This window comes from Rhizobium sp. CSW-27 (genome assembly GCF_018760785.1).
GTDB lineage: Bacteria > Pseudomonadota > Alphaproteobacteria > Rhizobiales > Rhizobiaceae > Neorhizobium.
On sequence record NZ_JAHHZO010000001.1, the window covers coordinates 547,626 to 572,120 of the forward strand.

General features: G+C 65.2%; 21 protein-coding genes. 10 read left to right on the top strand and 11 right to left on the bottom strand.

Translation table 11 applies throughout. The features are described 5' to 3' along the window. The first annotated feature begins 72 nt into the window (after positions 1-72). Positions 73-3,219: a bifunctional diguanylate cyclase/phosphodiesterase gene (locus KLP42_RS02830; protein ID WP_252192706.1), complete on the top strand. Its 3,147-nt coding sequence runs from the start codon at positions 73-75 to the stop codon at positions 3,217-3,219. 110 nt (positions 3,220-3,329) lie between these two features. Then, entirely contained in the window at positions 3,330-4,427 is a 1,098-nt protein-coding gene (gene aroC / locus KLP42_RS02835) for a chorismate synthase (RefSeq protein ID WP_215564600.1), read from the top strand. 48 nt (positions 4,428-4,475) lie between these two features. Here the strand turns inward: aroC and KLP42_RS02840 are convergent, their stop codons facing one another. The 4 genes from KLP42_RS02840 to KLP42_RS02855 form a co-directional block, all read right to left on the bottom strand. After that, positions 4,476-4,931: a DUF5680 domain-containing protein gene (locus tag KLP42_RS02840; protein ID WP_215564602.1), complete on the bottom strand. Its 456-nt coding sequence runs from the start codon at positions 4,929-4,931 to the stop codon at positions 4,476-4,478. 110 nt (positions 4,932-5,041) lie between these two features. Then, positions 5,042-5,461 carry a GNAT family N-acetyltransferase gene (locus tag KLP42_RS02845; protein ID WP_215564604.1) on the bottom strand — a complete coding sequence of 140 codons (420 nt, stop codon included), beginning with the start codon at positions 5,459-5,461 and terminating at the stop codon, positions 5,042-5,044. A gap of 213 nt (positions 5,462-5,674) precedes the next feature. After that, the gene (locus tag KLP42_RS02850) at positions 5,675-6,871 is read right to left on the bottom strand and encodes a winged helix-turn-helix domain-containing protein (protein WP_215564606.1); all 1,197 of its coding nucleotides are present in this window, start codon (positions 6,869-6,871) and stop codon (positions 5,675-5,677) included. Positions 6,872-6,942: 71 nt separating this feature from the next. Then, positions 6,943-8,241 (bottom strand): ROK family transcriptional regulator, encoded by a 1,299-nt coding sequence (locus KLP42_RS02855; protein ID WP_215564608.1) that lies wholly within the window; start codon positions 8,239-8,241, stop codon positions 6,943-6,945. A gap of 187 nt (positions 8,242-8,428) precedes the next feature. On the opposite strand from KLP42_RS02855, the gene xylF reads away from it, so the two are divergent. The 6 genes from xylF (at position 8,429) to KLP42_RS02885 (ending at position 15,678) form a co-directional block, all read left to right on the top strand. After that, complete coding sequence (xylF, locus tag KLP42_RS02860) at positions 8,429-9,469, top strand: D-xylose ABC transporter substrate-binding protein (protein ID WP_215564610.1); 1,041 nt, start codon at positions 8,429-8,431, stop codon at positions 9,467-9,469. Positions 9,470-9,689: 220 nt separating this feature from the next. Then, a complete protein-coding gene (locus KLP42_RS02865; RefSeq protein ID WP_215564613.1) occupies positions 9,690-11,015 on the top strand; it encodes a sugar ABC transporter permease in 1,326 nt (441 codons plus the stop codon). Between the two features lie 14 nt (positions 11,016-11,029). Beyond that, complete coding sequence (locus KLP42_RS02870) at positions 11,030-11,815, top strand: ATP-binding cassette domain-containing protein (RefSeq protein WP_215564615.1); 786 nt, start codon at positions 11,030-11,032, stop codon at positions 11,813-11,815. A gap of 139 nt (positions 11,816-11,954) precedes the next feature. Then, a complete protein-coding gene (locus KLP42_RS02875; RefSeq protein ID WP_215564616.1) occupies positions 11,955-12,914 on the top strand; it encodes a TAXI family TRAP transporter solute-binding subunit in 960 nt (319 codons plus the stop codon). A gap of 296 nt (positions 12,915-13,210) precedes the next feature. Beyond that, entirely contained in the window at positions 13,211-15,322 is a 2,112-nt protein-coding gene (locus KLP42_RS02880) for a TRAP transporter permease (protein ID WP_252192707.1), read from the top strand. Continuing rightward, positions 15,319-15,678, top strand: coding sequence for a DUF1850 domain-containing protein (locus tag KLP42_RS02885; protein WP_215564620.1), 360 nt, complete (start codon positions 15,319-15,321; stop codon positions 15,676-15,678). The genes KLP42_RS02880 and KLP42_RS02885 overlap by 4 nt, the downstream gene beginning before the upstream one ends. A gap of 234 nt (positions 15,679-15,912) precedes the next feature. Here the strand turns inward: KLP42_RS02885 and KLP42_RS02890 are convergent, their stop codons facing one another. Both KLP42_RS02890 and KLP42_RS02895 read right to left on the bottom strand, forming a co-directional pair. Next, positions 15,913-16,167: an exodeoxyribonuclease VII small subunit gene (locus KLP42_RS02890; RefSeq protein ID WP_149744854.1), complete on the bottom strand. Its 255-nt coding sequence runs from the start codon at positions 16,165-16,167 to the stop codon at positions 15,913-15,915. 2 nt (positions 16,168-16,169) lie between these two features. Continuing rightward, a complete protein-coding gene (locus tag KLP42_RS02895; protein ID WP_215564622.1) occupies positions 16,170-17,105 on the bottom strand; it encodes a histone deacetylase family protein in 936 nt (311 codons plus the stop codon). A gap of 152 nt (positions 17,106-17,257) precedes the next feature. Between KLP42_RS02895 and KLP42_RS02900 the strand changes: the two genes are divergently transcribed. Further along, positions 17,258-17,650 (top strand): acyl-CoA thioesterase, encoded by a 393-nt coding sequence (locus tag KLP42_RS02900; RefSeq protein ID WP_353844792.1) that lies wholly within the window; start codon positions 17,258-17,260, stop codon positions 17,648-17,650. Between the two features lie 106 nt (positions 17,651-17,756). Here KLP42_RS02900 and KLP42_RS02905 read toward each other — a convergent pair whose 3' ends face one another. The 5 genes from KLP42_RS02905 to KLP42_RS02925 all read right to left on the bottom strand — a co-directional run bounded on the left by KLP42_RS02905 (position 17,757) and on the right by KLP42_RS02925 (position 23,014). Beyond that, positions 17,757-18,320, bottom strand: coding sequence for a biotin transporter BioY (locus KLP42_RS02905; protein ID WP_215564624.1), 564 nt, complete (start codon positions 18,318-18,320; stop codon positions 17,757-17,759). 138 nt (positions 18,321-18,458) lie between these two features. Beyond that, entirely contained in the window at positions 18,459-19,064 is a 606-nt protein-coding gene (locus KLP42_RS02910; RefSeq protein ID WP_215564625.1) for an energy-coupling factor transporter transmembrane component T family protein, read from the bottom strand. Then, positions 19,058-19,738 (bottom strand): energy-coupling factor ABC transporter ATP-binding protein, encoded by a 681-nt coding sequence (locus KLP42_RS02915; RefSeq protein ID WP_215564627.1) that lies wholly within the window; start codon positions 19,736-19,738, stop codon positions 19,058-19,060. Before KLP42_RS02915 ends, KLP42_RS02910 begins: the two co-directional genes overlap by 7 nt. A 47-nt stretch (positions 19,739-19,785) precedes the next feature. Continuing rightward, a complete protein-coding gene (locus KLP42_RS02920; protein ID WP_215564629.1) occupies positions 19,786-20,694 on the bottom strand; it encodes a homocysteine S-methyltransferase family protein in 909 nt (302 codons plus the stop codon). 202 nt (positions 20,695-20,896) lie between these two features. After that, a complete protein-coding gene (locus KLP42_RS02925; RefSeq protein ID WP_215564630.1) occupies positions 20,897-23,014 on the bottom strand; it encodes a DEAD/DEAH box helicase in 2,118 nt (705 codons plus the stop codon). A gap of 497 nt (positions 23,015-23,511) precedes the next feature. Here KLP42_RS02925 and KLP42_RS02930 point away from each other — a divergent pair, with 497 nt between their 5' ends. Continuing rightward, on the top strand, positions 23,512-24,429 hold the full coding sequence (locus KLP42_RS02930; RefSeq protein WP_215564631.1) for a pirin family protein: 918 nt from the start codon (positions 23,512-23,514) through the stop codon (positions 24,427-24,429). Positions 24,430-24,495 lie beyond the last annotated feature (66 nt).

Below are 24,495 nucleotides of genomic sequence, written 5' to 3' on the forward strand. Positions count from 1 at the left end.
AATCGGAAATTAACCCGGCGCCCGTAAGGATGGCGCCTGATGTCTGCAAGCTTTCAAAAAAGGCCCGTCCGCTTGGTCTCCTGGCTCCTGTCGAACCGGCACACGGACGAGGCACATGTCCGCTGGCGAAAGCCCGTCCTCATCGCCGCAGCGATCGCGCTCGTGCTTGTCGCGGCGGGCGTCGTCATCGACCGCTATCGCAGCCAGGTTTACCAGGAGCAGCTGCGGGCCGCGACGGAACGCACCGTCAACAGCCTGATGCAGCGGGTCAAGGGCCGGTTGCAGGGCGACATGCTGATCGCCGACCATCTGGCACATCTGCTGGCGCATGAGGGCATCCAGCGCCCCGACCTCTTCGAGGAAGATGCCCGCCGCCTCCTGAAGCAGACTCCGCACACGCTGGCGGTGGCGCTGGCGCCGGACCGCAAGTTCGACCGGCTGATCCTGCGCAACGAGACCGCGACCGGTACGGCGGGGACCTTTGCCCGTCTCGACCTTGCCGCCCTCGCCGCGCGGCTGCAGGAGCAGGACACGACACAACCCCCGCTGGAGGTGGCCGGCGCCGGCGACCAGACGCTGACGCTTGTCGTGCCGGTGATCCGCGAGGGCAGATCCTGGGGGGCGCTCGCGCTGATCATCGACCAGCCGCAATTCTTCGCCGAAGCCGGCATCGACGTGCAGAGCGCCTCGGTCTCCTTTCGCGACATGCTGGCGGATGAGTGGCTGCATGTGGCCGTGCGCCACGTGGACCCGCGCGGCGAGACCCTGCTGACCGGGCAGGCGGATCTTGCCGATCTGGCGCCGGTCGCCTCCGCCATTCCGGTTGCCGGCGGGCGCTGGGAGGTGATGGCGGCACCGCGCCAGGGCTGGGACGCCAGCCCGACCGACCAGCTGTCGTTCCGCTGGCTGCTGGCAGCGGCTGGGCTCGGCATGATCCTGCCGATCTTCTTCGCCAGCCTGCTGATCGGCGAGCGCAACCGCCACATCGCCATGCTGAAGAGCCGCGAGGCCAATCTCGTGGAGCTGTCGAAACGCTTCAACCTGGCGATGGAGACTTCGAACATCGGCATCTGGGAAGTGACGGGCGACAATCATCTGACCTGGGACCAGCGCGCCGCGGCGCTGCATGACCGCCCGGACGATCACGACAGCAACCGGCTGGAGGAATGGCTGCGCAGCATCCATCCGGAAGATGCCGCGGCGGCGGAGGCGCATTTCTTCACCTGCATCTGCTCGACCAGCCCCTGCACCCAGATCTACCGCATCCGTCTCTCCGACGGCACGCTGCGCCATCTGCGCTCGGCCGGCGCGAGCTACCGGCATGCCGACGGCAGCACCCGCACCACCGGCATCGTCTGGGACGTGACCGCCGATATCCTGATGAACCAGAGGCTGCGCACCGCCAAGGAAACCAGCGACATCAAGAATGCCGAACTGGAACTGGCGCTGGACGAGTTGTCCAACCGCGAGCACCAACTGGAGGAGTTGTCGACAAGGCTCGATCTCGCCCTCGGCTCCTACAATTGCGGCATCTGGGAATCGCATCCGGAATCCCGCACCGAAATCTGGGACCGGCGCATGTGCCAGCTCTATGGCGTGCCCTACACCGACGGCCACATCACCGCCGAACAGTGGCTGAGCCTGGTCCATCCGGACGACCGCCGGCTGGCCGAGCGGCTTTCGACGCATTTTCCGTCCAGGCCCACCGGTCAGCCGCTGGTGGTGCGCGTGCCGCAGCCGGATGGCAGCATCCGCTTCGTGCGGTCCATCGGCCGGCCGCACACCCTGCGCGACGGCAGCCAGAAGCTGGTCGGCATCGCCTTCGACGTGACGGAGGACATGCTGATGCAGGAGCGGCTGAAGGCCGCCAAGCTGGAGGCGGATGCCAAGAACGTGGAGCTGGAGCTTGCCCGCCGCCGCATCGAATACAACGCGCTGCACGATCCGCTGACCGGTCTTGCCAACCGCCGCAAGCTGGACCTGGAACTCGACGCCCTGTCGCTCGACAGCCGCCGGCAGCGCCGGCAGGTCTCGCTGCTGCATCTGGACCTCGACCGCTTCAAGCAGATCAACGACACGCTGGGACATGCCGCCGGTGACGCCATGCTGGTGCATGCGGCACAGATCCTCACCCGCAATGTCGGGCCGCGCGATCTGGTGGCCCGCATCGGCGGCGACGAGTTCGTCATCTTCGTGGCCGACAATGCCGAGCCGAAGGACATGGCGGCGCTGGCCGGGCGGATCGTCGCCGAACTGCGCCAGCCCGTCGATTTCGAGGGCTTTTCCTGTCGCTGCGGCGTTTCCATCGGCATCGCCCAGGAACGCGGCATGAAGATCGATGCGCGGCGGATGCTGGTCAATGCCGACATCGCGCTCTACCGGGCCAAGGGCCTTGGCCGCAACCGCTTCGAATTCTTCACACAGAACCTGCAGGCCGAGATCATTCGCCACAAGCAGACGGCGGACGAGATCCTGGCCGGCATCGAGAACCACCAGTTCACCGCCTGGTATCAGCCGCAGTTCTGCGCCATCACGCGTCAGCTGGCCGGCGTCGAGGCGTTGATCCGCTGGCACCATCCGCAGCGCGGCATTCTGACGCCCGACGCCTTCCTGAAGATCGCCGAGGATCTCAACGTGGCGGCCACCCTCGACCAGATCGTCCTCGAAAACGTGCTGAAGGACCAGATGCGCTGGGCCGCCGCCGGCATCCGCATTCCGCGGGTCTCCGTCAACGTATCCTCCCGGCGCCTGAGCGACCGCGCGCTGATCGACACGCTGCAGACGCTGCCGATCACCCCCGGCCAGATTGCCTTCGAACTCCTGGAATCGATCTTCCTCGATGACGGAGAGGATCTGGTGACGGAGAACCTGGAACGGATCAAGGCGCTCGGTGTCGACATCGAGATCGATGATTTCGGCACCGGCCATACCTCGATCGTCAGCCTGCTGAAACTGAAGCCGCGGCGGCTGAAGATCGACCGCCAGCTGGTGATGCCGATCCTGACGGCACCGCAGGAACGGGCGCTGGTGCGCTCGATCATCGAGATTGCCCGCTCGCTGGGTGTCGATACCGTTGCCGAGGGCGTGGAAAGCCTGGAACATGCCACCATGCTGCGCGACATGGGCTGCGACCTGCTGCAGGGCTATGCCTTCGCCAGGGCCATGCCCTATGCCGAGTTCACCGAGGCCGCCCGCACCGGCTTCAGCCGGATCGCCTGACCGGGCGCGGCCGGCCGCTCGAAAAAGGACTTCCCCCCCGCCCGCCTTTTCCACTATGACAGGGCCGCTCAACGTCCCGGCGGCCTGGCGTCGCCCAACGGTCAGGTCTCATGTCGCATAACACCTTCGGTCACCTTTTCCGCGTTACCACCTGGGGCGAAAGCCATGGCCCGGCGCTCGGCTGCGTCGTGGACGGCTGCCCGCCCGGCATCCGCTTCACGCTGGACGAGATCCAGGCCTATATGGACAAGCGCAAGCCGGGCCAGTCGCGTTTCGTGACGCAGCGCCGCGAGGACGATATCGTCAAGGTTCTTTCCGGCGTGATGCTGTCGGAGGACGGGACGGTGATGACCACCACCGGCACGCCGATCTCCATGCTGATCGAGAACACCGACCAGCGTTCCAAGGATTATGGCGACATTGCCCGCCGCTACCGGCCCGGCCATGCCGACTACGCCTATGACCTGAAATACGGGATCCGCGACTATCGCGGCGGCGGCCGCTCCTCGGCGCGCGAGACGGCGGCCCGCGTGGCGGCCGGCGCGCTTGCCCGCAAGGTCATCCCGGGCGTCACCATTCGCGCGGCCCTGGTGCAGATCGGCAAGCACAGGATCAACCGCGCCAACTGGAACTGGGCCGAGGTGGACAAAAACCCCTTCTTCTGCCCGGATGCCGAGATGGTGCCGGTCTGGGAAGACTATCTCGACACCATTCGCAAGGCCGGCTCCTCCATCGGCGCCGTGATCGAAGTGGTGGCGGAAAACGTGCCGGCCGGCCTCGGCGCGCCGATCTACGCCAAGCTCGACCAGGACATCGCCTCGCTGCTGATGTCGATCAACGCGGTCAAGGGCGTGGAAATCGGCGAGGGCTTTGCCGCGGCCGAACTTTCCGGCGAGGACAATGCCGACGAGATGCGGATGGGCAATGACGCTCAGCCGGTGTTTCTCTCCAACCATGCCGGCGGCATTCTGGGCGGCATTTCCACCGGCCAGCCGATCACCGCCCGCTTTGCCGTGAAGCCGACCTCCTCGATCCTGACAGAGCGCCAGTCGATCGACGCGGACGGCAACAATGTGGATGTGCGCACCAAGGGCCGCCACGATCCCTGCGTCGGCATCCGCGCCGCGCCGATCGGCGAGGCCATGGTGGCCTGTGCACTCGCCGACCACTTCCTGCGCGATCGCGGCCAGACCGGCAAGACCCGCTGATGCCTGCCCCGGGCAGGCTCAGGCCAAGCCCCTGGCGGGACCACCCTTTCAGGGAACGATCATGCCGCCGTGGTAGTCGAGACGGTAGACCTCGCGATCGCCGCGAAAGATGCGTTCGATGCCGATGAAGCTTGCCGGATCGCCGGCGCTCTCGTCGGCATAGCGGTAGCCGGCCACCTCATGCACGAAGCCACCCAGGAAACGCCCTTGCGCATACATCCGCGGCAGGCTGGCGCGGATGACCATTCCAGCCCTTTCCCCGTCGATCTCCAAGGGATCGAGGATGCGGCCGTAATAGTTCATTGCCCAGACCGGATCGCCCTTCCTCCAGACAACCTCCTGCCCGAGAAAATCCGTGCCGCCGAAATAGCTGTCGAGGTAGGCCCATTCGTCCCGCACATGGCCGACGTCATGCGATCCCGGCCGGCACGACGGCCCCGCCGCCCGGCCGCCCACATAGGCCGCCGCCTTGGCCTCGACGATGAAGGCTGTGAGATCCTGCATGTTTCTCCTCCCTTTGCTGAATGCTGATGCTCGGGACACGTCGCGTTGCGGCCTCCCCGGATAAGGCGATCGACGTCATTGTCAGGAACGTCGTCCCCGGCCCCCAAAACCTACTTCTCGATCACCATCGACATGCCGACCGAGCGCGGTGCCGTTTCGCGAAAGCCGAACTGGGCATAGAGGCGGTTGGCCGGCACGTCGGCGATCAGGCTGACATAGGCGCTGGCCGGCGCCACCTCGCGCAGGTGATCGACAAGCGCTGCCACGATGCGCTTGCCGAGCCCGCGCCCCTGATGGGCGGGCTTGACGGCAATATCGGTGATCTGGAAGAAGCAGCCGCCATCGCCGATGATGCGCCCCATGCCGACCGTTTCGTCGCCCAGCATCACGCTGACGCCAAAGACGCTGCCCTTCAGCCCGCGCTCCGCCGCCGCCTCGGAAAAGGGCGAGAGGCCGGCGGCCTGACGCAGGCCAAGATAGGTCTCCACCGCCGGAATGCGGGCTTCGACACGATATTCGCTGCTGGACATGGGATTTCCTTCTGTTGTGCGGGGCCGTTTTGCCGATGATGCAACTGTCTTCAGGACATGGCGACGGCTGGGGCAGGCCTGCACCCGAGGGCGAGACGCTGCTGTCGCCTGCTTCGAGATGACATCCGACGCACGCTTCCCTCCTCGCCGCAGCCCTGTCTTGTCCGAAAAAACCGGCGCCGACCCTCTGTCTGTCTTTCGCCCTGTCTTTCGTCAGTCCGTCTCGCCCTGCCAGTTCGGCAGGTAGTCGATCCGCTCGACGCCGGCAAAGCGGGCGAGCCGGAGAAGTTCCGCCTCCAGCCGCTCCAGCCGGCCGGCGGAGGGACGAAGGCCTGGCTCCCACCAGAGGCGCCGGACCGCAAGCGTGCCCGCCTTTCGATCCGCCTTCATGTCGATGCGGCCGACCAGACGCTCGCCCTCAAGCAGCGGGAAGACATAATAGCCGTATTGCCGCTTCGCCTCCGGCACGAAGACCTCGATCCGGTAGGTGAAACCGAACAGGCGCTCGGCGCGGTCGCGGTCGCGCAGCAGCGGGTCGAAGGGGCTCAGCACCCGCAGCCGGGCCGGTGGTTCCGGCGGCGACAGCAGGGTCGAGATCCCCTCGACAAAGGCGAAGGACGGCCGACGGCGGCCATCCACCGTTGCAACCTCCACCTCTTCCAATTCGGCCCGATGCGCGTTCACCCAGGCCTTTGCCTCCTGCGGCGTGACGAGATCCCAGAAGGCGGAAATCTCACCCGATGTCGCAAAGCCGAGCCGGCGCAACGCCTGCCGGCAGGCCCAGTCGACAAAGTCCGGATGGCTGACATCGGCGGCAAAATGGTCGGGCGGGATGACCCGTTCGGCCAGATCGTAGACCTTCTGGAAATTCTCCCGCCGGGCGATCGCCAGCTTGCCGGTATGCCAGAGGAATTCCAGCGCCGTCTTGGACGGATGCCAGTTCCACCAGCCGCCGGAACTGTGATCGTCCGCCTTCACCTCTCGGGCCATCACCGGGCCCTGCGTGCGGATGCGGTCATAGGTCTCGGCAAAGGCCGAATCGAAATCCCTGCCCTGCCACTTCGCCCAGTTTTCCCGGATCTTCGCCTCCCGGCGCACGAAACGGTGCTTCCAGTAGGGAAAGAAGGCGGAGGGAATGACGGAGGCGTCATGCGTCCAGTGTTCGAAAAGGCTGCGCTCCTCCTCCAGCAGTGCCGTCAGATGTTCGCGGCGATAGGTCTGGTTGCGCGAAAACAGGATCTGATGATGGGCGCGCTCCACGATCTGGATGCTGTCGACCTGCACGAATCCGAGATCATGGATCAGGTCCAGCAGGCCGTCACGACCAAGCTGCCTGTTGGGCGGCCGGGAAAGCCCCTGCCGCTCCAGAAACATGTGCCGGGCCTGCCGGTTTTCGATCAGAATCGCCATGATCCGAGGCTAGGTCATGTTCTTCTTTTGTTCAACCCGTCTTCATGCAGGGCAGCGTCTTTTCCGGCGCCTCACCGCAGGCCGACCACCCGCTGGTCCACGGCCGCCAGCGCCCGGTCCACATGGCCGGCAAAGACGAGGGAGGATTCGTCCGCCTCCACGGTCATCCTTGGCAGCCCGTTGAGACGCACATGCAGCGACTGGCGCAGCCCCTCCTCGATGCCGGGCTGCATCAGATCATAAAAGCGCGTGCCGGGACCGGTGACAATGACCGGCAGATCATCGTGCAGGCTCAGCACCCGTGACAGCCCCTGCCCCAGTGCCAGCCCCGCCTGCCGGAAAGCGTGCTGGGCCATGCGGGCGCCCTGCCTGGCGGAGGCGGCGATCTTCTCGATCTCCGCCAGCGGCACGAACCTGGCCGGTATGGTGTTGGGCGGCACCTGGAAGGCGATGCGCAGGATGCCGTAGAAGCCGGCGGTCGCCTCGATGCAGCCGCGCAGGCCGCAGCGACACAACCGATCATCCACCGCATTCAGCATATGGCCGAAGTTCGGTGCGCTGACATTGAGCTCGCCCTGGCTGATGCGGGCAATGCCAAGCCCGATGCTGTGGCCGAGCGAAAGCGCGATCAGCCCTGCCCCGCCCTCGGCTCCATTCTCCACCCCGCCCTGCATCCCGCTATGCACCCCTCTGGCGGTCGCGGGTTCGGCGAGCCGCCGCCGGGCCGCCGCATGCGCGACCAGCAGCGTCTCGTTACTGACGAACAAGGTCGCGGCGGGACAGGTTTCAAGCAGGACGGAGAACTCCACGCAGCGCTCGCCGAAGACCGGCGACCAGACCAGCCGCCCGCCCTCCACATCGACGATGCCCTTCGACGACAGCGAAATGGCGCCGATATCGGCCGGCTGCAGCCGGGAACGCTGGATCAGCCGGCCAAGGGCCGCGCCCATGTCGCCAAGCAGGCTGTCCGGCGTGCCGGCGGCAATGTCGCGCGGCCGGCTGAAGCGGTCGATCATCGTGCCGCCGTAATCGGCGAGGCCGTAATGCAGCGCATCGGAGGAAATCTGTACCGCCACCACATGCGAGAATTGGCGGCGGCGGGCAAACAGCACGCGCGGACGCCCCCGCCCGCCGGAGCCGGACTGCTCCTGCCGCTCGATGGCGCCGGCCCGTTCCAGATCGCCGGTGACGGCCGTGACCGTGGCGGATGCCAGCCCCGTGCGCTCCGATAGCTCGGTATGCGAAAGTCCCCCCTCCTCGCGAAGGGCGGCCAGCACCACAGCCAGATTATGCCGGCGCAGCTGTTCCGTCCCCGCGCGGGCGGCGGAGGCATGGACGGCAGGCGGTGGTGAAGACGATGCGGAAGACATTGTTTCGATGGTCGTCGCTAACTCTAAAATCCCGGTGTTGACAGCATGAAAATCATCTGCCAGTTATTTTCTCGACTGTCGAGAAAAACAATTCTCAGTTGGGATGACGGGGGTTTCGACGGTAATCGGCGGGGGGCCGAGCGGACAAGGAGGTCTGCAGCGACCCGCATTCACTCGGGAGGTAATCATGAAATCAGTTCTCAAGCTGATGGCCTGCGCGGCTGTCATCGCATCCGTTCACGCTCCGGCCTTCGCCAAGGATCTGGTCGTCGGCGTATCCTGGTCTAACTTCCAGGAAGAGCGCTGGAAGACCGACGAAGCCGCGATCAAGAAGGCGCTCGAAGCTGCCGGCGCCAAGTATATTTCCGCCGACGCCCAGACCTCTGCCGCCAAGCAGCTGACCGACATCGAAAGCCTGATCGCGCAGGGAGCCAATGCGCTGATCGTTCTGGCGCAGGATGCCGATGCCATCGGCCCTGCCATCGAAAAGGCCTCGAACGAAGGCATTCCGGTCATCGGCTATGACCGCCTGATCGAAAATCCGACGACCTACTACATCACCTTCGACAACAAGGAAGTCGGCCGCCTGCAGGCCAAGGAAGTGTTCAAGGTCAAGCCGACCGGCAATTACGTGTTCATCAAGGGCGGTTCCACCGACCCCAATGCCGATTTCGTCTTCTCCGGCCAGATGGAAGTGCTGAAGGACGCGATCGCCTCCGGCAAGGTGAAGAATGTCGGCGAGTCCTACACGGACGGCTGGAAGCCGGAAATCGCCCAGAAGAACATGGAGCAGTTCCTCACCAAGAACAACAACAAGGTCGATGCGGTCGTCTCTTCGAACGACGGCATGGCCGGCGGCGTGGTGGCGGCTCTCGAAGCCCAGGGCATGGCCGGCTCCGTTCCGGTCTCGGGCCAGGACGGCGACAAGGCGGCTCTGAACCGCATCGCGCTCGGCACGCAGACCGTATCGGTCTGGAAGGACAGCCGCGAACTGGGCAAGAAGGCCGGTGAAGTGGCCGTGGCGCTTGCCAAGGGCACCAAGATGACCGACCTGCCGGGCACGGTGAAGTTCAAGGGCGGCGCCAAGGGCATCGAGATGAACTCGGTCTTCCTGACGCCGATTGCCATCACCAAGGACAACCTGAACGTGGTTCTGGATGCCGGCTGGATCTCCAAGAGCGAGCTTTGCCAGGGCGTCAAGGCCGGTTCCGTCAAGGTCTGCGGCTGACGCATTCCCAGGCGAGCGCACGCCCGGCCGGCTCTCTCCTTCGGGAGGCAGCCATCCGGGCGGCCACGTCCCGGCGTCATCGGCGGGACAGGCATCTGCCATCGCCTGATCCGAAAAGACCATAAGCGGCAACCTTTCCGACAGTTCCGGACGTCGCAGCCAGGCTGCGGCGTTCTTCTCTGAAGGCTGGCTGCCGCGTAACGAGGGGAGTTCAAGGCTTATGACGGATCACACCATCGCGGTCCCCGCGACCCGCACCGCAACGGGTGCGCGCGCGGCGCCGGGCAATCCGCTGAAGCGCTTTTTTCAAGCCACCGAGATCGATACCCGCCTGCTCGGCATGGTGGTGGCGATGCTGGCGATCTGGATCGGTTTCCACATCATGTCCGGCGGGCTGTTCCTGACGTCGCGCAACCTGTGGAACCTGTCCGTGCAGGCGGCATCCGTCTCGGTGATGGCGACCGGCATGGTGCTGGTCATCGTGACGCGCAACATCGACCTGTCCGTCGGCTCGATCCTCGGCTTCGTCGGCATGATCATGGCCGTGACACAGACCAAATTCCTGCCGGCCTGGCTCGGCTATGACCATCCGGCCACCTGGTTCCTGGCGCTTGCCGTCGGCATCGTGCTGGGCTCGGCCATCGGCGCGCTGCAAGGCATGATCATCGCCTTTCTCAGCGTTCCCTCCTTCATCGTCACGCTCGGCGGCCTGCTCGTCTGGCGCGGCGCGGCCTGGATGGTGACGAGCGGCGCGACGGTTGCCCCGATGGACACCAATTTCCGCCTGATGGGCGGCGGCGCGGATGGCTCGATCGGCGCGACGGCCAGCTGGATCGTCGGCGTGATCGCCTGCGTCTTCATCGTGCTGTCGATCCTGCATTCACGCAAGCAGCGCAAGCGCTTCGGCTTTCCGCTGAAGCCGGTCTGGGCCGAGTTTTTCGTCGGCATCGTCAGCTGCGGCATCGTGCTCGGCGCGGTCAACGTGCTGAACAGCTATTACATGCCGGTCAACCTGGCACGCAAATATGCGGAAGAGAACGGCATAGCCTGGCCGGAGGGCGGGCTCGACATCCCGCTCGGCATCGCCATTCCGGTGCTGATCGCGCTTGGCATCGCGATCGTGATGACCTTCCTCACCAACCGCACGCGCTTCGGCCGCTATGTCTTTGCGATCGGCGGCAATCCGGAAGCGGCGGAGCTTGCCGGCATCAAGACGCGCTGGGTGACGGTGCGGCTGTTTGCCCTGATGGGCGCGCTCTGCGCCATTGCGGCGGCCATTTCCACCGCCCGCCTCAATGCCGCAACCAATGCCCAGGGCACGCTCGACGAGCTCTATACCATCGCGGCGGCCGTCATCGGCGGCACTTCGCTTGCCGGCGGTGTCGGCACCATCGCGGGCGCGGTTCTCGGCGCGCTCGTCATGCAATCGCTGAATTCCGGCATGGTGCTGCTCGGCATGGATGCGCCGCTGCAAAGCATCGTGATCGGCATGGTGCTGGTGCTGGCGGTCTGGCTCGACACCATCTATCGCGCCCGCGCTCGCTAGAAGGAGTAGGAAAGATGACCAAAGACAAGACTCCTCTGGTGGAAATGCGTGACGTTTCCATCTCCTTCGGCGGGATCCATGCCGTCGACGGCGCCTCGGTCGATCTCTATCCAGGCGAGGTGGTGGCCCTTCTCGGCCACAACGGCGCCGGCAAGTCGACGCTGATCAAGATCCTTTCCGGCGCCTACCGGCGCGATTCGGGCGAGATCCTGATCAATGGCGAACAGGCCGAGATCAACAATCCGCGCGACGCCAAGAAATACGGCATCGAGACGATCTATCAGACGCTGGCGGTTGCCGATAATGTCGATGCCGCCGCCAACCTCTATCTCGGCCGCGAGCTGCGCACCCCCTGGGGTACGCTGGACGATGTGGCGATGGAAGCCAAGGCGCGCGAGGTGATGGGGCGGCTCAATCCCAACTTCCAGCGCTTCAAGGAGCCGGTGAAGGCGCTCTCCGGCGGTCAGCGCCAGTCGGTCGCCATTGCGCGCGCCATCCTGTTCGACGCCCGCATCCTGATCATGGACGAGCCGACCGCAGCACTCGGACCGCAGGAGACGGCGCAGGTGGGCGAACTCATCACCCAGCTGAAGCGCGAGGGGATCGGCATCTTCCTGATCTCCCACGACATCCACGACGTTTTCGATCTCGCCGACCGGGTGTTCGTGATGAAGAACGGCCGCGTGGTGGGCCATGCCCGCACGCAGGACGTGACGAAGGATGAAGTGCTGGGCATGATCATTCTCGGCAAGGTGCCGCCGGGGGCCGTTCCAGGCCCCGGCGCCATGCAGACGGCCTGAGCAGGTCCTTTGAATGCGGCAGCGACACCAGGCTGCCGCATTCGACAATAGTCCAATAGTCGAAGCCTCATGCAATTGACCATGCCTCCCCCGCACTCCATGATGATGGCGGGAGTTCAAGAGACTTGGGAGGGTCATCATGAAGCACATCACACGCCGCGCCGTTCTTGCCAGTGCCATTGCCGCCGGGCTTTCGGCGGCAGCACCTTCGGCCAAGGCCGCTGAATTCATCAATGTCCTGACCGGCGGCACCTCCGGCGTCTATTATCCGCTCGGCGTCGCGCTGTCGGAAATCTACGGCCAGAACATCAAGGATGCCCGCACGCAGGTGCAGGCGACCAAGGCCTCCGTCGAGAACCTCAACCTGCTGCAGGCTGGCCGCGGCGAAATCGGCTTTGCGCTCGGCGATTCCGTCAAGATGGCCTGGGACGGCAACAAGGAGGCCGGTTTTCCGGGCAAGCTCGACAAGCTGCGCGGCATTGCCGGCATTTATTCCAACTATGTGCAGATCGTCGCCTCGAAGGACTCCGGCGTGACCTCGCTTGCCGATCTGAAGGGCAAGAGCCTGTCGGTCGGCGCGCCGAAATCCGGCACCGAACTCAATGCGCGCCAGATCTTCGAGGCCGCCGGCATGTCCTACAAGGATCTCGGCAAGACGGAATATCTGCCCTTTGCCGAATCCGTCGAGCTGATCAAGAACCGCCAGCTGGATGCGACCCTGCAATCGGCGGGTCTCGGCGTCGCCTCGATCCGCGATCTCGCCAGTTCGCTGCCGATCAATGTCGTGGCCGTGCCGGCCGATGTGGTGACGAAGATCGGCGCGCCCTATACGGCGGCCACCATTCCCGCCGGCACCTATGACGGCCAGACGGCGGATGTGCCGACCGCAGCCGTCGGCAATTTCCTCATCACCCATTCCGGCGTCTCGGACGAGACCGCCTACCAGATGACGAAACTTCTCTTCGAAAACCTGCCGAAGCTGACCGCGGCCCATGCCGCCGCCAAGGCGATCGACGTGAAAAAGGCGCTCGATGGCATGCCGGTGCCGCTGCATCCGGGGGCGGAGCGCTATTACAGGGAAGTCGGGCTGATCAAGTAAGGGGTAGATCTGTCCTGCACGATCCTGAGGCAAGGCAAGCGAGTGTCTCGAAAAGCCCCCCTCTGGCCTGCCGGCCATCTCCCCCACAAGGGGGGAGAAGGCAAGCGGCAGCGCTGCGCTCACCAGGGTTACCAGCCGTTTGGGGCAGCGATGGCGTGGCAGGTTAGTCCCTCCCCCTTGTGGGGAGGGGTTGGGGAGGGGTCTTTGTCACAAATGACAGCCGCACTTCTATTCCGGAGACGGATGACAGGCGACAGAGGTGGACCGGACGACAGACGGAAATGGGTGGGATGCGCATGACACAGACCCTGGTGGAACAGGACGCAGCGGCCGAGATCGAGGAGGCCCATACGGAGGGCCTGCCCTCCGGCTTCGGCGAGGGGCTGATGGGCCGCATCGCCTTCTGGATCGCCTTCTCCTTCTCGCTGTTCCAGCTGTGGACCGCAGCCTATGGCACCATGCCGAGCCAGGTTGTGCGGGCCATGCATGTGGGCTTCCTGCTTTTGCTCGGCTTCGGGCTGATCGGCAATCTGGTGGCAAAGACACCCGCCGGGCGTCTCTGGTTCTGGGGTCTCGGCCTCCTCGGCTTTTCGACCGGTATCTACAACTGGGTCTTCTACGAGGACCTGATCCTGCGCAGCGGGTTTCTGACCCCTGTCGATCTCGCGGTCGGCAGCATCGTCATCGTGCTCGTCTTTGAGGGCGCGCGCCGCCTGATGGGCCTGCCGCTGACGATCATTTCGGGCATCTTTCTCGCCTACTGCTTCTTCGGCCAATACATGCCCGGCCCCTTCGTGCATCGCGGTTATGATTTCGAGCAGATCATCGAGCATTTCGGCTTCGGCACGGAGGGCATCTACGGCACGCCGATCTATGTCTCGGCGGCCTATATCTTCATCTTCGTCGTGTTCGCATCCTTCCTGGAGCGCGGCGGCATGCTCGGCCTGTTCAACGATTTCGCACTCGGTCTCGTCGGATCGTGGAAGGGCGGCCCGGCGCAGGTCTGCGTCATGTCCTCGGCGCTGATGGGCACGATCTCCGGCTCCGGCGTTGCCAATGTGGTGGCCAGCGGCCAGTTCACCATTCCGCTGATGAAACGTTTCGGTTTTCGTTCCGCCTTTGCCGGAGGCGTCGAGGCGACCTCCTCCATGGGCGGGCAGATCATGCCGCCGGTGATGGGCGCCGTTGCCTTCATCATGACCGAGACGCTGAACGTGCCTTACGCCGATATCGTCAAGGCTGCGCTGATCCCGGCGATCCTCTATTTCGGCGTCTGTTTCTGGATGGTCTATCTGGAAGCCGGCAAGGCGGGGCTTGCGGGGCTTCCCAAGGCGGAGCTTCCCAACCCTTGGGCAGCCGTGAAGGAACACTGGCCGCTGATCCTGCCGCTCGCCGCCCTCGTCTACCTGCTGTTTGCCGGTTACACGCCGATCTTTGCCGGAACGATGGGACTGGCACTCGTCGTCGTGCTTTTGCTCGGCATGCCGCTTGCCGCGCGCATCGGACCTCTCGCCTTCCGCATCGTCTTCTGGCTGGCGATCGGTTTTGCCGCGAGCGCCTTCCTGAAATTCGGCGTCAACATCCTCGTCCTTATCATCCTTGGCATGATCGCCGCCTGTTTCTTCGTCAGGGGCGGGCGCGACACGCTGGTGATCTGCCGCGATGCCATGGCGGAGGGTGCCAAGAACGCGCTTCCCGTCGGCATTGCCTGCGCGATCGTCGGCATCGTCATCGGCACGCTAACGCTGACCGGCATTGCCTCCACCTTCATCGGCGCCATCATCCGCATCGGCGAGGAGCACCTGTTCCTCTCGCTCGTGCTGACGATGATCACCTGTCTGATCCTCGGCATGGGCATTCCGACGATCCCGAACTACATCATCACCTCGTCGCTTGCCGGGCCGGCTCTGCTGGAACTCGGCGTGCCGCTGATCGTCAGCCACATGTTCGTCTTCTATTTCGGCATCATGGCGGATCTGACCCCGCCGGTGGCGCTTGCCTGTTTCGCGGCGGCCCCCATGGCGAAAACCTCCGGCCTGAAGATTTCCATCGAGGCGACGAAGCTTGCGACAGCCGGCTTCGTCGTGCCCTTCATGGCCGTTTATGCCCCGGCGCTGATGCTGCAGGATGCCGGGCCGATTGCTGCGGCCTGGGGCTATCCGGTGGAGGTGGCCTATGTCTTCTTCAAGGCCTGTTTCGGCATCGGGCTGTGGGGGGCGGCGGTGGTGGGTTATCTCTTCTCCCGCCTCAACCTGCTGGAACGCGCCGTGGCGCTCATCGCCGGGGCCTGCATGGTGCTGGCATTGCCGCTGACCGATGAGGCGGGTTTTGCGCTCGGTTTTGCCTTCCTGATCTACCATTACCTGAAGACACGCCGCAGCACCGCGACACCGGCGGCAACGGCATGAGCCTCTGCATTCTGACGGCGGGCAAGACGCTTGTGCTTGCCGTCAGCAGCTTCACGCTCACCTGGACCCATTCGGTGGAAAAGGTGGAATGGCGCGAGAGCTACACAGTCGCCGGCAGCTATCTCCTGCTGAAGCAGGCAGCCGTGCAAGGCTCCGGAGCCGGCATGGAACCGGGTGCGGAAGCCGTGCTGCGCAATGGGTGGTGGGTGTGGGAACCGAAGCTGTCGCCACTGCCATCTCTCGTGCTGGCCGCCTCCGGCACCACCCCCGGCGGCTGGCGGCTGTGCCATGCCGGCGGCTGCATCACGCTTGGCGCGGAGGCCGGGCGTGCGGTGACGCTGAAACCCTGCGAATAGGGTTGCGGCAGCGTCAGGAGGGTTCGCCCGGCGTGAAGCCAATCATGTAGATCCCCGCCAGCACGATGGCGATGGCGAAGATGGTCAGTACGAAAGTGATCATGCCCCCGCGGGCCTTGGGTCCTGTGTCTTTTGCCATGGCCCGTCAACGTGTCGACCGGCCATTGGTTCCGCCGGGTTGCAGCGCCCGGCAAGGGGCGCGAGGCCGCCCTTGGTCCCAAGGGCGGAGACAGGTCAGGCGCCGTCCAGCGGTTCGACGCCCTGCGGCTGGCCGGCCCGGTCCAGGCGGATCTTCTCGATGCGGTTTTCGGCGGCGGCCAGCAGCTTTTCGCAGTGCTTTTTCAGTGCCTCGCCACGCTCGTAGATGGCAATCGACTCGTCCAGCGCAACGTCGCCGCGCTCCAGGCGGGCCACGATGCTTTCCAGTTCCGCCACGGCCTTTTCAAAGGTGTAGCCGCTGACGTCGTGGGCGGTAGCGCTCTCCGACATTCTTAGCCTTTCATCAGTCTGAGGATATGCAGGCCCGCCGATTCGGCGAGGCCTTCCAGATCATAGCCGCCTTCCAGCAGGCTGACGACCCGGTTGCCGGCGTATTTCCCGGCGATTTCCATCAGCCGTCCGGTGGCCCAGTCGAAATCGTCGCCGACGAGGTTGATCTGCGCCAGCGGATCGCGGTGATGGGCATCGAAGCCCGCGGAAATCAGCAGCAGGTCCGGGCGGAAATTGTTGAGCGCCGGCAGCACGCGGCTGGAAAAGGCCTCGCGGAAATGATCGCCCGCCGCATGCGGCGAAAGCGGTGCATTGACCACATTGTCATGCGCCCCGGTTTCCGAAAGCGCGCCGGTGCCGGGATAGAGCGGCATCTGGTGGGTGGAGCAGAACAGCACCGAGGGATCGTCCCAGAAGATATCCTGGGTGCCGTTGCCATGGTGCACGTCCCAGTCGACGATGGCGATGCGCTCGACGCCATAGGTCTTCTGCGCATGGCGGGCGGCAATCGCCACGTTGTTGAACAGGCAGAAGCCCATGGCCTTGGCCTTTTCGGCATGGTGGCCGGGCGGGCGCGAGGCGACGAACACATTGTCGGCTGCGCCGGCAAACACGTCGTCCACGGCGGCGATTGCCCCGCCGACCGCCGTCAGCGCCGCCTGCAGGCTCTTCTGGCTGACATGCGTATCCGCCTCGATCTGGCGGATCAGATCCTCTTCCTCGGGGATCTCGCGCATCACGGAGAAGAGGTGGCTTTCGGGATGGGCAAGGGTTACCGCATCCTCGTTGGCCTGCGGGGCTTGCCTGCGGTCCAGCCGGTCGAAATTCGGATGCTCCAGCGCCAGCGCCAGCGAGCGCAGCCGATCGGCCCGCTCCGGATGGCCATCCGGCGTGTTGTGTTCGAGGAAGATCTTATGCTCGTAAAGACGGGTGGTCATTGGTGCGGGCTCCTGCCACGGCCAAACACGGGCGCTGCCTGCGGAAATGGCGTAAAAACCAGCGGTTTTCAAGGCACTTCGGTGGCACGTGGCTTGTTCGAGCGGCTCGGCTCGTCTTAAATGCAGCCACAGCAACCGGCATGGGAGACGATGTGAGCGACGAGACGATCCACAGCTTCCGCGTGGCCTTCCGCGATGTGGGCATGCGCGGCGAGATGCACAGTTCCTCCTATGTCTCCTATGCGGAAGAGGCGCTTGCCGAATTCTGGGCCACCCACGCCCCCGACATGCCGACGCCGGCCTTCGGCGTGTCCCGGGTCGGCTGCCAGCTGCACAAGGCGCTGCATGTGGGCGAAACGGTGAAGACCGCGGTGCGCGTCAGCAAGATCGGCGGCAAGACAGCCGGCTTCTCCATCCTGATGGAGCGCGACAACGAACTGGTGGCCGAGGCCGAAATCGTCTGGACCGCCTGCAATCCGGAGACCGGCGAGCCGATTCCCCTGCCCGAGGACCTGCGCGACTGGCTCTACCAGTATCTGGACTGAGCGGCATTATCAGGCGGACTGCATGAGTCCTTAAGCAACCCGTCTCATCATCAAGATCCCGGCGCGCCCTGTTGGAAAAGGTGCGCGCCGGCCCTGGACGCGCCGTTCACGCCCGCTGCGGCAGAAGCGGATAGCCCACCATCACGGCGCGGGCGGCGAGCGTGGCGATGGCGGCTTTCAGGAGGTCGCCGGGCAGGAAGGCGAGCGAGCCGAGGGCAACCTTGGCAAAGGGCGTGCCGGTGACGAGCGACACGACCGGCATGCCGAAGGCATAGACCACCACGATGCCGCCGAGGATGCTGGCAAGGAAGAAGCCGCCCATCTGCACGAGGCCGGACTGGCCCTCGCGCACGAGGCGTTCGGCAACCAGCCCGGTGACAAAGGCGCCGATGACCCAGCCGGCGATATAGCCGGCGGTCGGTCCCATCAGCACGCCAAGGCCGCCGCGACCGCCGGACAGCACCGGCAGGCTGATGGCGACCAGCACCACCAGCAGCGCATAGGCCATTGCGCCGCGCCGGGCGCCGATGATGCAGCCGGCCAGCATGACGCCCATGGACTGCGCCGTGACCGGCACCGGGATGAAGCCGAGCGTGACCGGCGGAATGAGGCCGAGTACGATGATGATCGCGGTGAACAGTGCCGCAAGAACCAGATCCCTGGTGGTCATGGAATTTCTCTCCGGAAGAAACAGTGCATGAGGCAGGAAGCCTGTCGCGGTCTTTCCGCCTGGCGCCCCTCGCTTCAAGCTCGTCTTTGATCGCCTGCCGTCATCGCAAGACCGCTGCACGTTCCTGCGCGACATGCCTTAGTGACCGCGAATGCCGCGCGCGTCAATCGCCTCGGCAATGCTGTCGGCATCCTTCAAGGTGGAAATGATCAGCGGACCGAGCAGGCGGTGCAGCTTCACCGGCACGCCGCGGGCGCGATGCGCTTCCCTCAGCGTCGCATGGCGGGCGGCGATCTCCGGCACGAAGCGCAGCACCAGGCCCACGGCCAGCCCCACATCGCTGGCCTTCACCACGCCGAGCCGCTCCAGCGGCAGCAGCAGGCGGGTGAGAACCGCCATGAAATCGGCAATGGAGGTGGTGGTGGTCACGGTGGCCGCGAAAAACAGGATGGCAAGCAGCCGGAGCGTGGAGGAGAGCGCTTCCAGCGGCGAAACCAGCACGACATTGAGGAGGCCGAACAGGCAGATGGTGATCAGCACCGGCCGCACCCGCCGCAACGCTTCACCGACCGAAAGCCCGAGCCGAAGATAGAGCGTGCCCGTGAGGATGACGGCCAGGGCAAGCGGCAGGGCGCTGTGCACGAAGAACAGGACAAGGCTTGCCAGCGCCAGCGCCGCAAGCTTCGGCCCCGCCGGCAGGCGGTGCATCGCGGTGTTTCCCGTCACATGCAGGCCTGTCAGCATGCGGCGATCTCCCGGTAGCGGGCAATTGCTGCCGGCCCCTCGCCATCGAAGACGAGCGCCCCTTCGTGGAACACCAGCACCCGGCCGAAATCCCTGACCAGATCGAGATCATGGCTGATGACGATCGCCTGCTCCTGCAGACCGTCGATCGCCGCCTTGACCAATGCGCGGTTCCTCAGATCAAGCTGGTTGGTCGGCTCGTCGAACAGGATGAGCTTCGGGCGGTTCACAACGACGGCAGCGAGCGCGGCCAGTTGCAACTGCCCGCCGGACAGTTCATGCGGGCGTCTTGATGCCAGTTCGACAAGACCGAAGCGGGCAAGCACCGTCTCCACCCGCTCCTCGAGCTCCCTTCCCTTCAGGCCGCGGCTGCGCGGCCCGAGCGCGATGTCGTCGCGGATGACCGGCAGAATGATCTGGTGGCCGGGGTTCTGGAAGATGAAGCCGGTAGCCGCCATCACCGCCTTCTCATCCGCCACCGTGTCGAGCCCGTCCAGCGTCACCTTTCCGCGGCTTGGCTTGGCGAGACCGTTGACGAGGCGGGCAAAGCTGGTCTTGCCCGACCCGTTGAGGCCGATCACGCCAATGCGGTTCTCGCGAAGCGAAAGCGACAGCGGCTTCAGCGCCACCACCGGCCCATAGCTGAGTTCCGCCTGATCGAAGAGGATATGCACCTGCCCTGCCGTTCCCGGTTACGTCGCCCTGCTGTTGCCGCCCGTTCCTAGCGCGCCTTCAACGCCCCCGCCAGTTGGTGGATATGTTCCGCGCCGATGCCGCAGCAGCCGCCGATCATCGATGCGCCGGCCTCTGCCCAATTGCAGGCGAAGCGGGAATAGACATCGCTGGTGAGGTCCTTGCGGGTATCGTGCAGGCCCTCATTGGCAGCGCTCTCATCCGTATCGCTTTCGAAGGCATTGGCATAGACGCCGATCGCCAGCGACACGCCCTTGTCGCGGAAGACGTCGGAGGCCACCCGCACGGCCGCCTCCATCACCTCCGGACGGGCGCAGTTGAACAGAAGCGCCGCCGCACCGGACCCCGCCGCCCAGGCGGCCGCATCCGCGACCGCTTCGCCGGAGCGAAGCTTCGGCTTTGCCCCCGCCACCTGCGCCGCATCGTCGGCCAGCGTGAAGGAGATCCAGAAGGGTTTTCCCGTGCCGGCCACGGCGACGCGCACCGCCTCGCCCTCGGCGATCAGCGACAGCGTTTCGCCGAGCCACACATCCACGAAGGGGTCGAGGTTCTCGACCAGCACCGAAAGATAGTCCTGCACGCGGGAGGCATCGAAGTTTTCCGGCTCGTAGGAACCGAAGATCGGCGGCAGGCCGCCGGCCACCTTTACCGGCCGCCCGGCCGCATCCGCCGCCTCGCGCGCCAGCCGGCCGGACAGCGCGATGAGGGAAGCGCCCTGCGTCGCGAACCGCTCCTCGCCGATATGGAAGGGCACCAGCGCATAGGAATTGGTGGTGACGACATCGGCACCGGCAGCAATGAAGTCCGCATGCACCTGCCGCACGATGGCGGGGCTGTCGATCAGCGCCAGCGCCGACCATTCCGGCTGCTTCAACTCGGCCCCGAGCCGCACCAGTTCACGGCTCATGCCGCCATCGAGAATAACGAGATCGCCCATGCCCAACTTCCTTTCCTCCGGTCGCTCGGGTGGCGATAGCGCATCGGCGCGGCAAGCGGAACAGGATTTTAAGTGGCGAACGCAGTTCTCGCCCCAGTCCCAGCCTGAACAGCCGCTCGCCAACGAAAAGGCCGGCAGCACAAGGGCGGCTGCCGGTCTTCCGGTTCTTGCTCACGCTGCGGACGGGCCGATCAGGTGGCGGTCAGCTCCACCGGTCCTTGCCATTGGCCTTTTTCGGCTTGCCCTTGCCGGCAGGGGATTTTGCGGGCCTGGCGCCATCCTTGAAGGCGGGCTTGCCGTCCTTCTTGAAGGGCTTGTCGCGGAAGGGGCGCTCGCCGGCCGGCTTGTCGCCGTAAGCCTTTTCGCCATACGGCTTGTCGCCATAGGATTTTTCGCCGTAGCCCTTCTCGCCCTGGGGCCGATCGTTGCGGGCCGGCTTGTCGCGGAAGGGCTTGTCGAAGCTTTTCGCCGGGCGGGCGTCGTCGCCGGCATGGGCCGGCTTCGCCCTCGGCTTGCCCTTGCCCCAGTCGTCACGGGCGCGGTCGTCGCGGCCGCCTTCGCGCGGGCCATCGTTGAACTCGCGGCGCGGCGGGCGATCCTCGAAGCTGCGCTTTTCAAAGCTGCGCGGCTCGGACTGACGGGTGAGATCCGGAACGCTGTCCAGTACCGTCACCCGCACGCCCCGTTCCAGCATGCGGTTGGGACCGATGGCTCCGAGGAAGGTGTCGGCCACATCGGCGGACAGTTCCACATAGGTTTCCGTCTGCTGCATCTTGATCGCGCCGATGCCCGACTTGGTGATGTTGCCGTTGCGGCAGAGCATGGGGATCAGCCAGCGCGGCTCCGCATTCTGCTTGCGGCCGACCGACAGCGACAGCCAGATGGCCGGGCCGAAATCGCCGCGCGGCGTGCGCGGGGTGGAGGGGAAGCTTTCGCCGGCCTCGCCACGGAAATCGGCACGGTCATTGCCCCGCTCGCGCGGCTTGCGGCCCGGCGCATCGACGAAGACCTCGAGCAGATCCTCCGGCGCGGCATTGTTATTGCGGTGCAGGTTGACGAAGGCAGCGGCGAGCTTCTCGGCGCCGTAGCTTTCCACCAGACGCGCGACGAGATCCTGCTCCTCCTCGCGCACCTCCTCGGCAAACACGGGATCGGCGAGAAGGCGCTCCTGATCGCGGACGATCACCTCTTCGGCCGAGGGCGGGCGCACCCAGGCGGGCGTCACATTGGCGCCGCCGAGCAGGCGCTCGGCCTTGCGGCGCTGGTTGACCGGCACGATGAAGGCGCTGATGCCCTTGTTGCCGGCGCGGCCCGTGCGGCCCGAACGGTGCAGCAGGGTTTCCGGATTGGTCGGCAGATCCGCATGGATGACAAGTTCGAGGCCCGGAAGATCGATGCCGCGGGCAGCGACGTCGGTTGCGATGCAGACGCGGGCGCGACCGTCACGCATGGCCTGCAGCGCATGGGTGCGCTCGTTCTGGGTCAGTTCGCCGGACAGCGCCACCACGGAGAAATTGCGGTTGCTGAGGCGCGCCGTCAGGTGGTTCACATTGGCGCGCGTCGAGCAGAAGACGATCGCATTCTTCGCCTCGTAGAAGCGCAGCACGTTGACGATGGCGTTCTCGCGGTCCGACGGTGCCACCATCAGGGCGCGGTACTCGATGTCCGCATGCTGCTTTTCCTCGGACGCCACCTCGATGCGCACGGCATCGCGCTGATACTGCTTGGCGAGCTTGGCGATGCCGGAGGGAACGGTGGCGGAGAACATCAGCGTGCGACGATCATCCGGTGCCTGTTCGAGGATATATTCGAGATCCTCGCGGAAGCCGAGATCGAGCATCTCGTCGGCCTCGTCCAGCACGGCGACGCGCACTTCCGACATGTCGAGCGCATTGCGGCGGATATGGTCGCAGATGCGGCCGGGCGTGCCGACGACGATATGGGCGCCGCGTTCCAGGACGCGCCGCTCGGTGCGGATATCCATGCCGCCGACGCAGCTGGCGATCACCGCGCCGGTCATTTCATAGAGCCATTCGAATTCGCGCTTCACCTGCAGGGCAAGCTCGCGGGTCGGCGCGATCACCAGCGCCAGCGGCGCGCCGGCGCGGCCAAAGCGTTCGGCGCCATCCGGCAGCAGCGTGGAGGCCATCGTCATGCCGAAGGCAACGGTCTTGCCGGAGCCGGTCTTGGCGGAGACCAGCGCATCGGCATCGGCAAGCTTCGGGTCCAGCATCGCCTGCTGCACCGGCGTCAGCGTTTCATAGCCGCGTTTCGACAACGCCTTGGCAATCGCCGGAACGGCGTTATTCAGTTCGGACATACATAAGGTCTTTCGGAGTACGGCGCATTTTCGCGCGGGAGGCCGCGACGGGACGCGGCGGATATGGCGCGTGCTGTAGCGATTTGCGGCGCAAATGTCAAAGCGGAAGCCTTGGCAGGGTCATCCGGCTCGGCACAGGGTAAATGGACAAGACGGGGCGGGTCGTTCGTGGCAGAGTGACCGCACATATCTCACACGGAGCCCCGGCTCCGGTTTCCGCCATCGTCCTGACCAGATGGGTTCGCCATGCGGATGAAGACCCCTCCCCACCCCCTCCCCACAAGGGGGAGGGGCTAACCCGGCCGCACCGTGCGAGCTCCGACATCAGGGGTTTCGGATCTGGCTGGACGGGTGCCGCGGGTCTTCTCCCCCCTTGTGGGGGAGATGGCCGGCAGGCCAGAGGGGGTTTTCCTGCCGCACCCGCAAGCCCCCCTCCTCGCAAGGGTTTCCGGTGAAGATCGAGAGCAACCGCAGCCACACGAACAGGAGAACCAAGCATGTCCTTCTTTCCCGGAACCGATCCTGAAGCCGGCGATGCCTTTGCCTGTGATGCCATCGAGAACCTGATCATCCCGCGCTCCAGCGATATCGGCGGCTTTGAAGTGCGCCGGGCGCTGCCGACCCGGCAGCGGCGGCTGGTCGGCCCCTTCATCTTCTTCGACCGCATGGGACCGGCGATCCTGAAGGCCGGCGAGGCGCTGGATGTGAAGCCGCATCCACATATCGGGCTTTCCACCGTGACCTATCTCTTCGACGGCGAGATCAAGCACCGCGACAGCCTCGGCACCGAGCTCGTCATCCGCCCCGGCGACGTGAACCTGATGACGGCCGGGCGCGGCATCGTGCATTCGGAGCGCACGCCGGAAAACCTGCGCGGCCATCCGCTCTCCATGTCCGGGTTGCAGACCTGGCTGGCGCTGCCGGACGACAAGGAGGAGATCGACCCCGCCTTTGCCCATACCGCGAAGGAAAACATGCCGATCATCGATCTTGCCGGCATCAGCGGGCGAGTGGTCATGGGCTCGCTCGACGGCATCTCCTCCCCGGTCGAGACGTTGACCGATACGCTCTATGCCGATCTGACGCTGGCCGCCGGCCGGCGCTTTCCCTTTTCCGCCACCCATGAGGAGCGGGCGATCTATATCCTCTCCGGCTCGCTTGTTATTGCCGGAGACCGCTTCGCGGCCGACCAGCTGCTGGTGTTGCGGCCGGGCGATGCGATCACGCTCGAAGGCGGGCCGGAGGGCTGCCACCTGATGCTGTTCGGGGGTGCGGCGCTCAATTCGAAGCGCTACATCTGGTGGAACTTCGTGTCCTCCTCCAAGGAACGCATCGAGCAGGCCAAGGAAGAGTGGCGCACCGCCCGTTTCGACATCGTGCCGGGCGATGAAGAAGAGTTCGTACCTTTGCCTTGAAGGTTGAATTGCTATAGAAGCGCGGCTTCGTGACACTTGAAATAGCCGCGTTTCTGCTCATGTTGA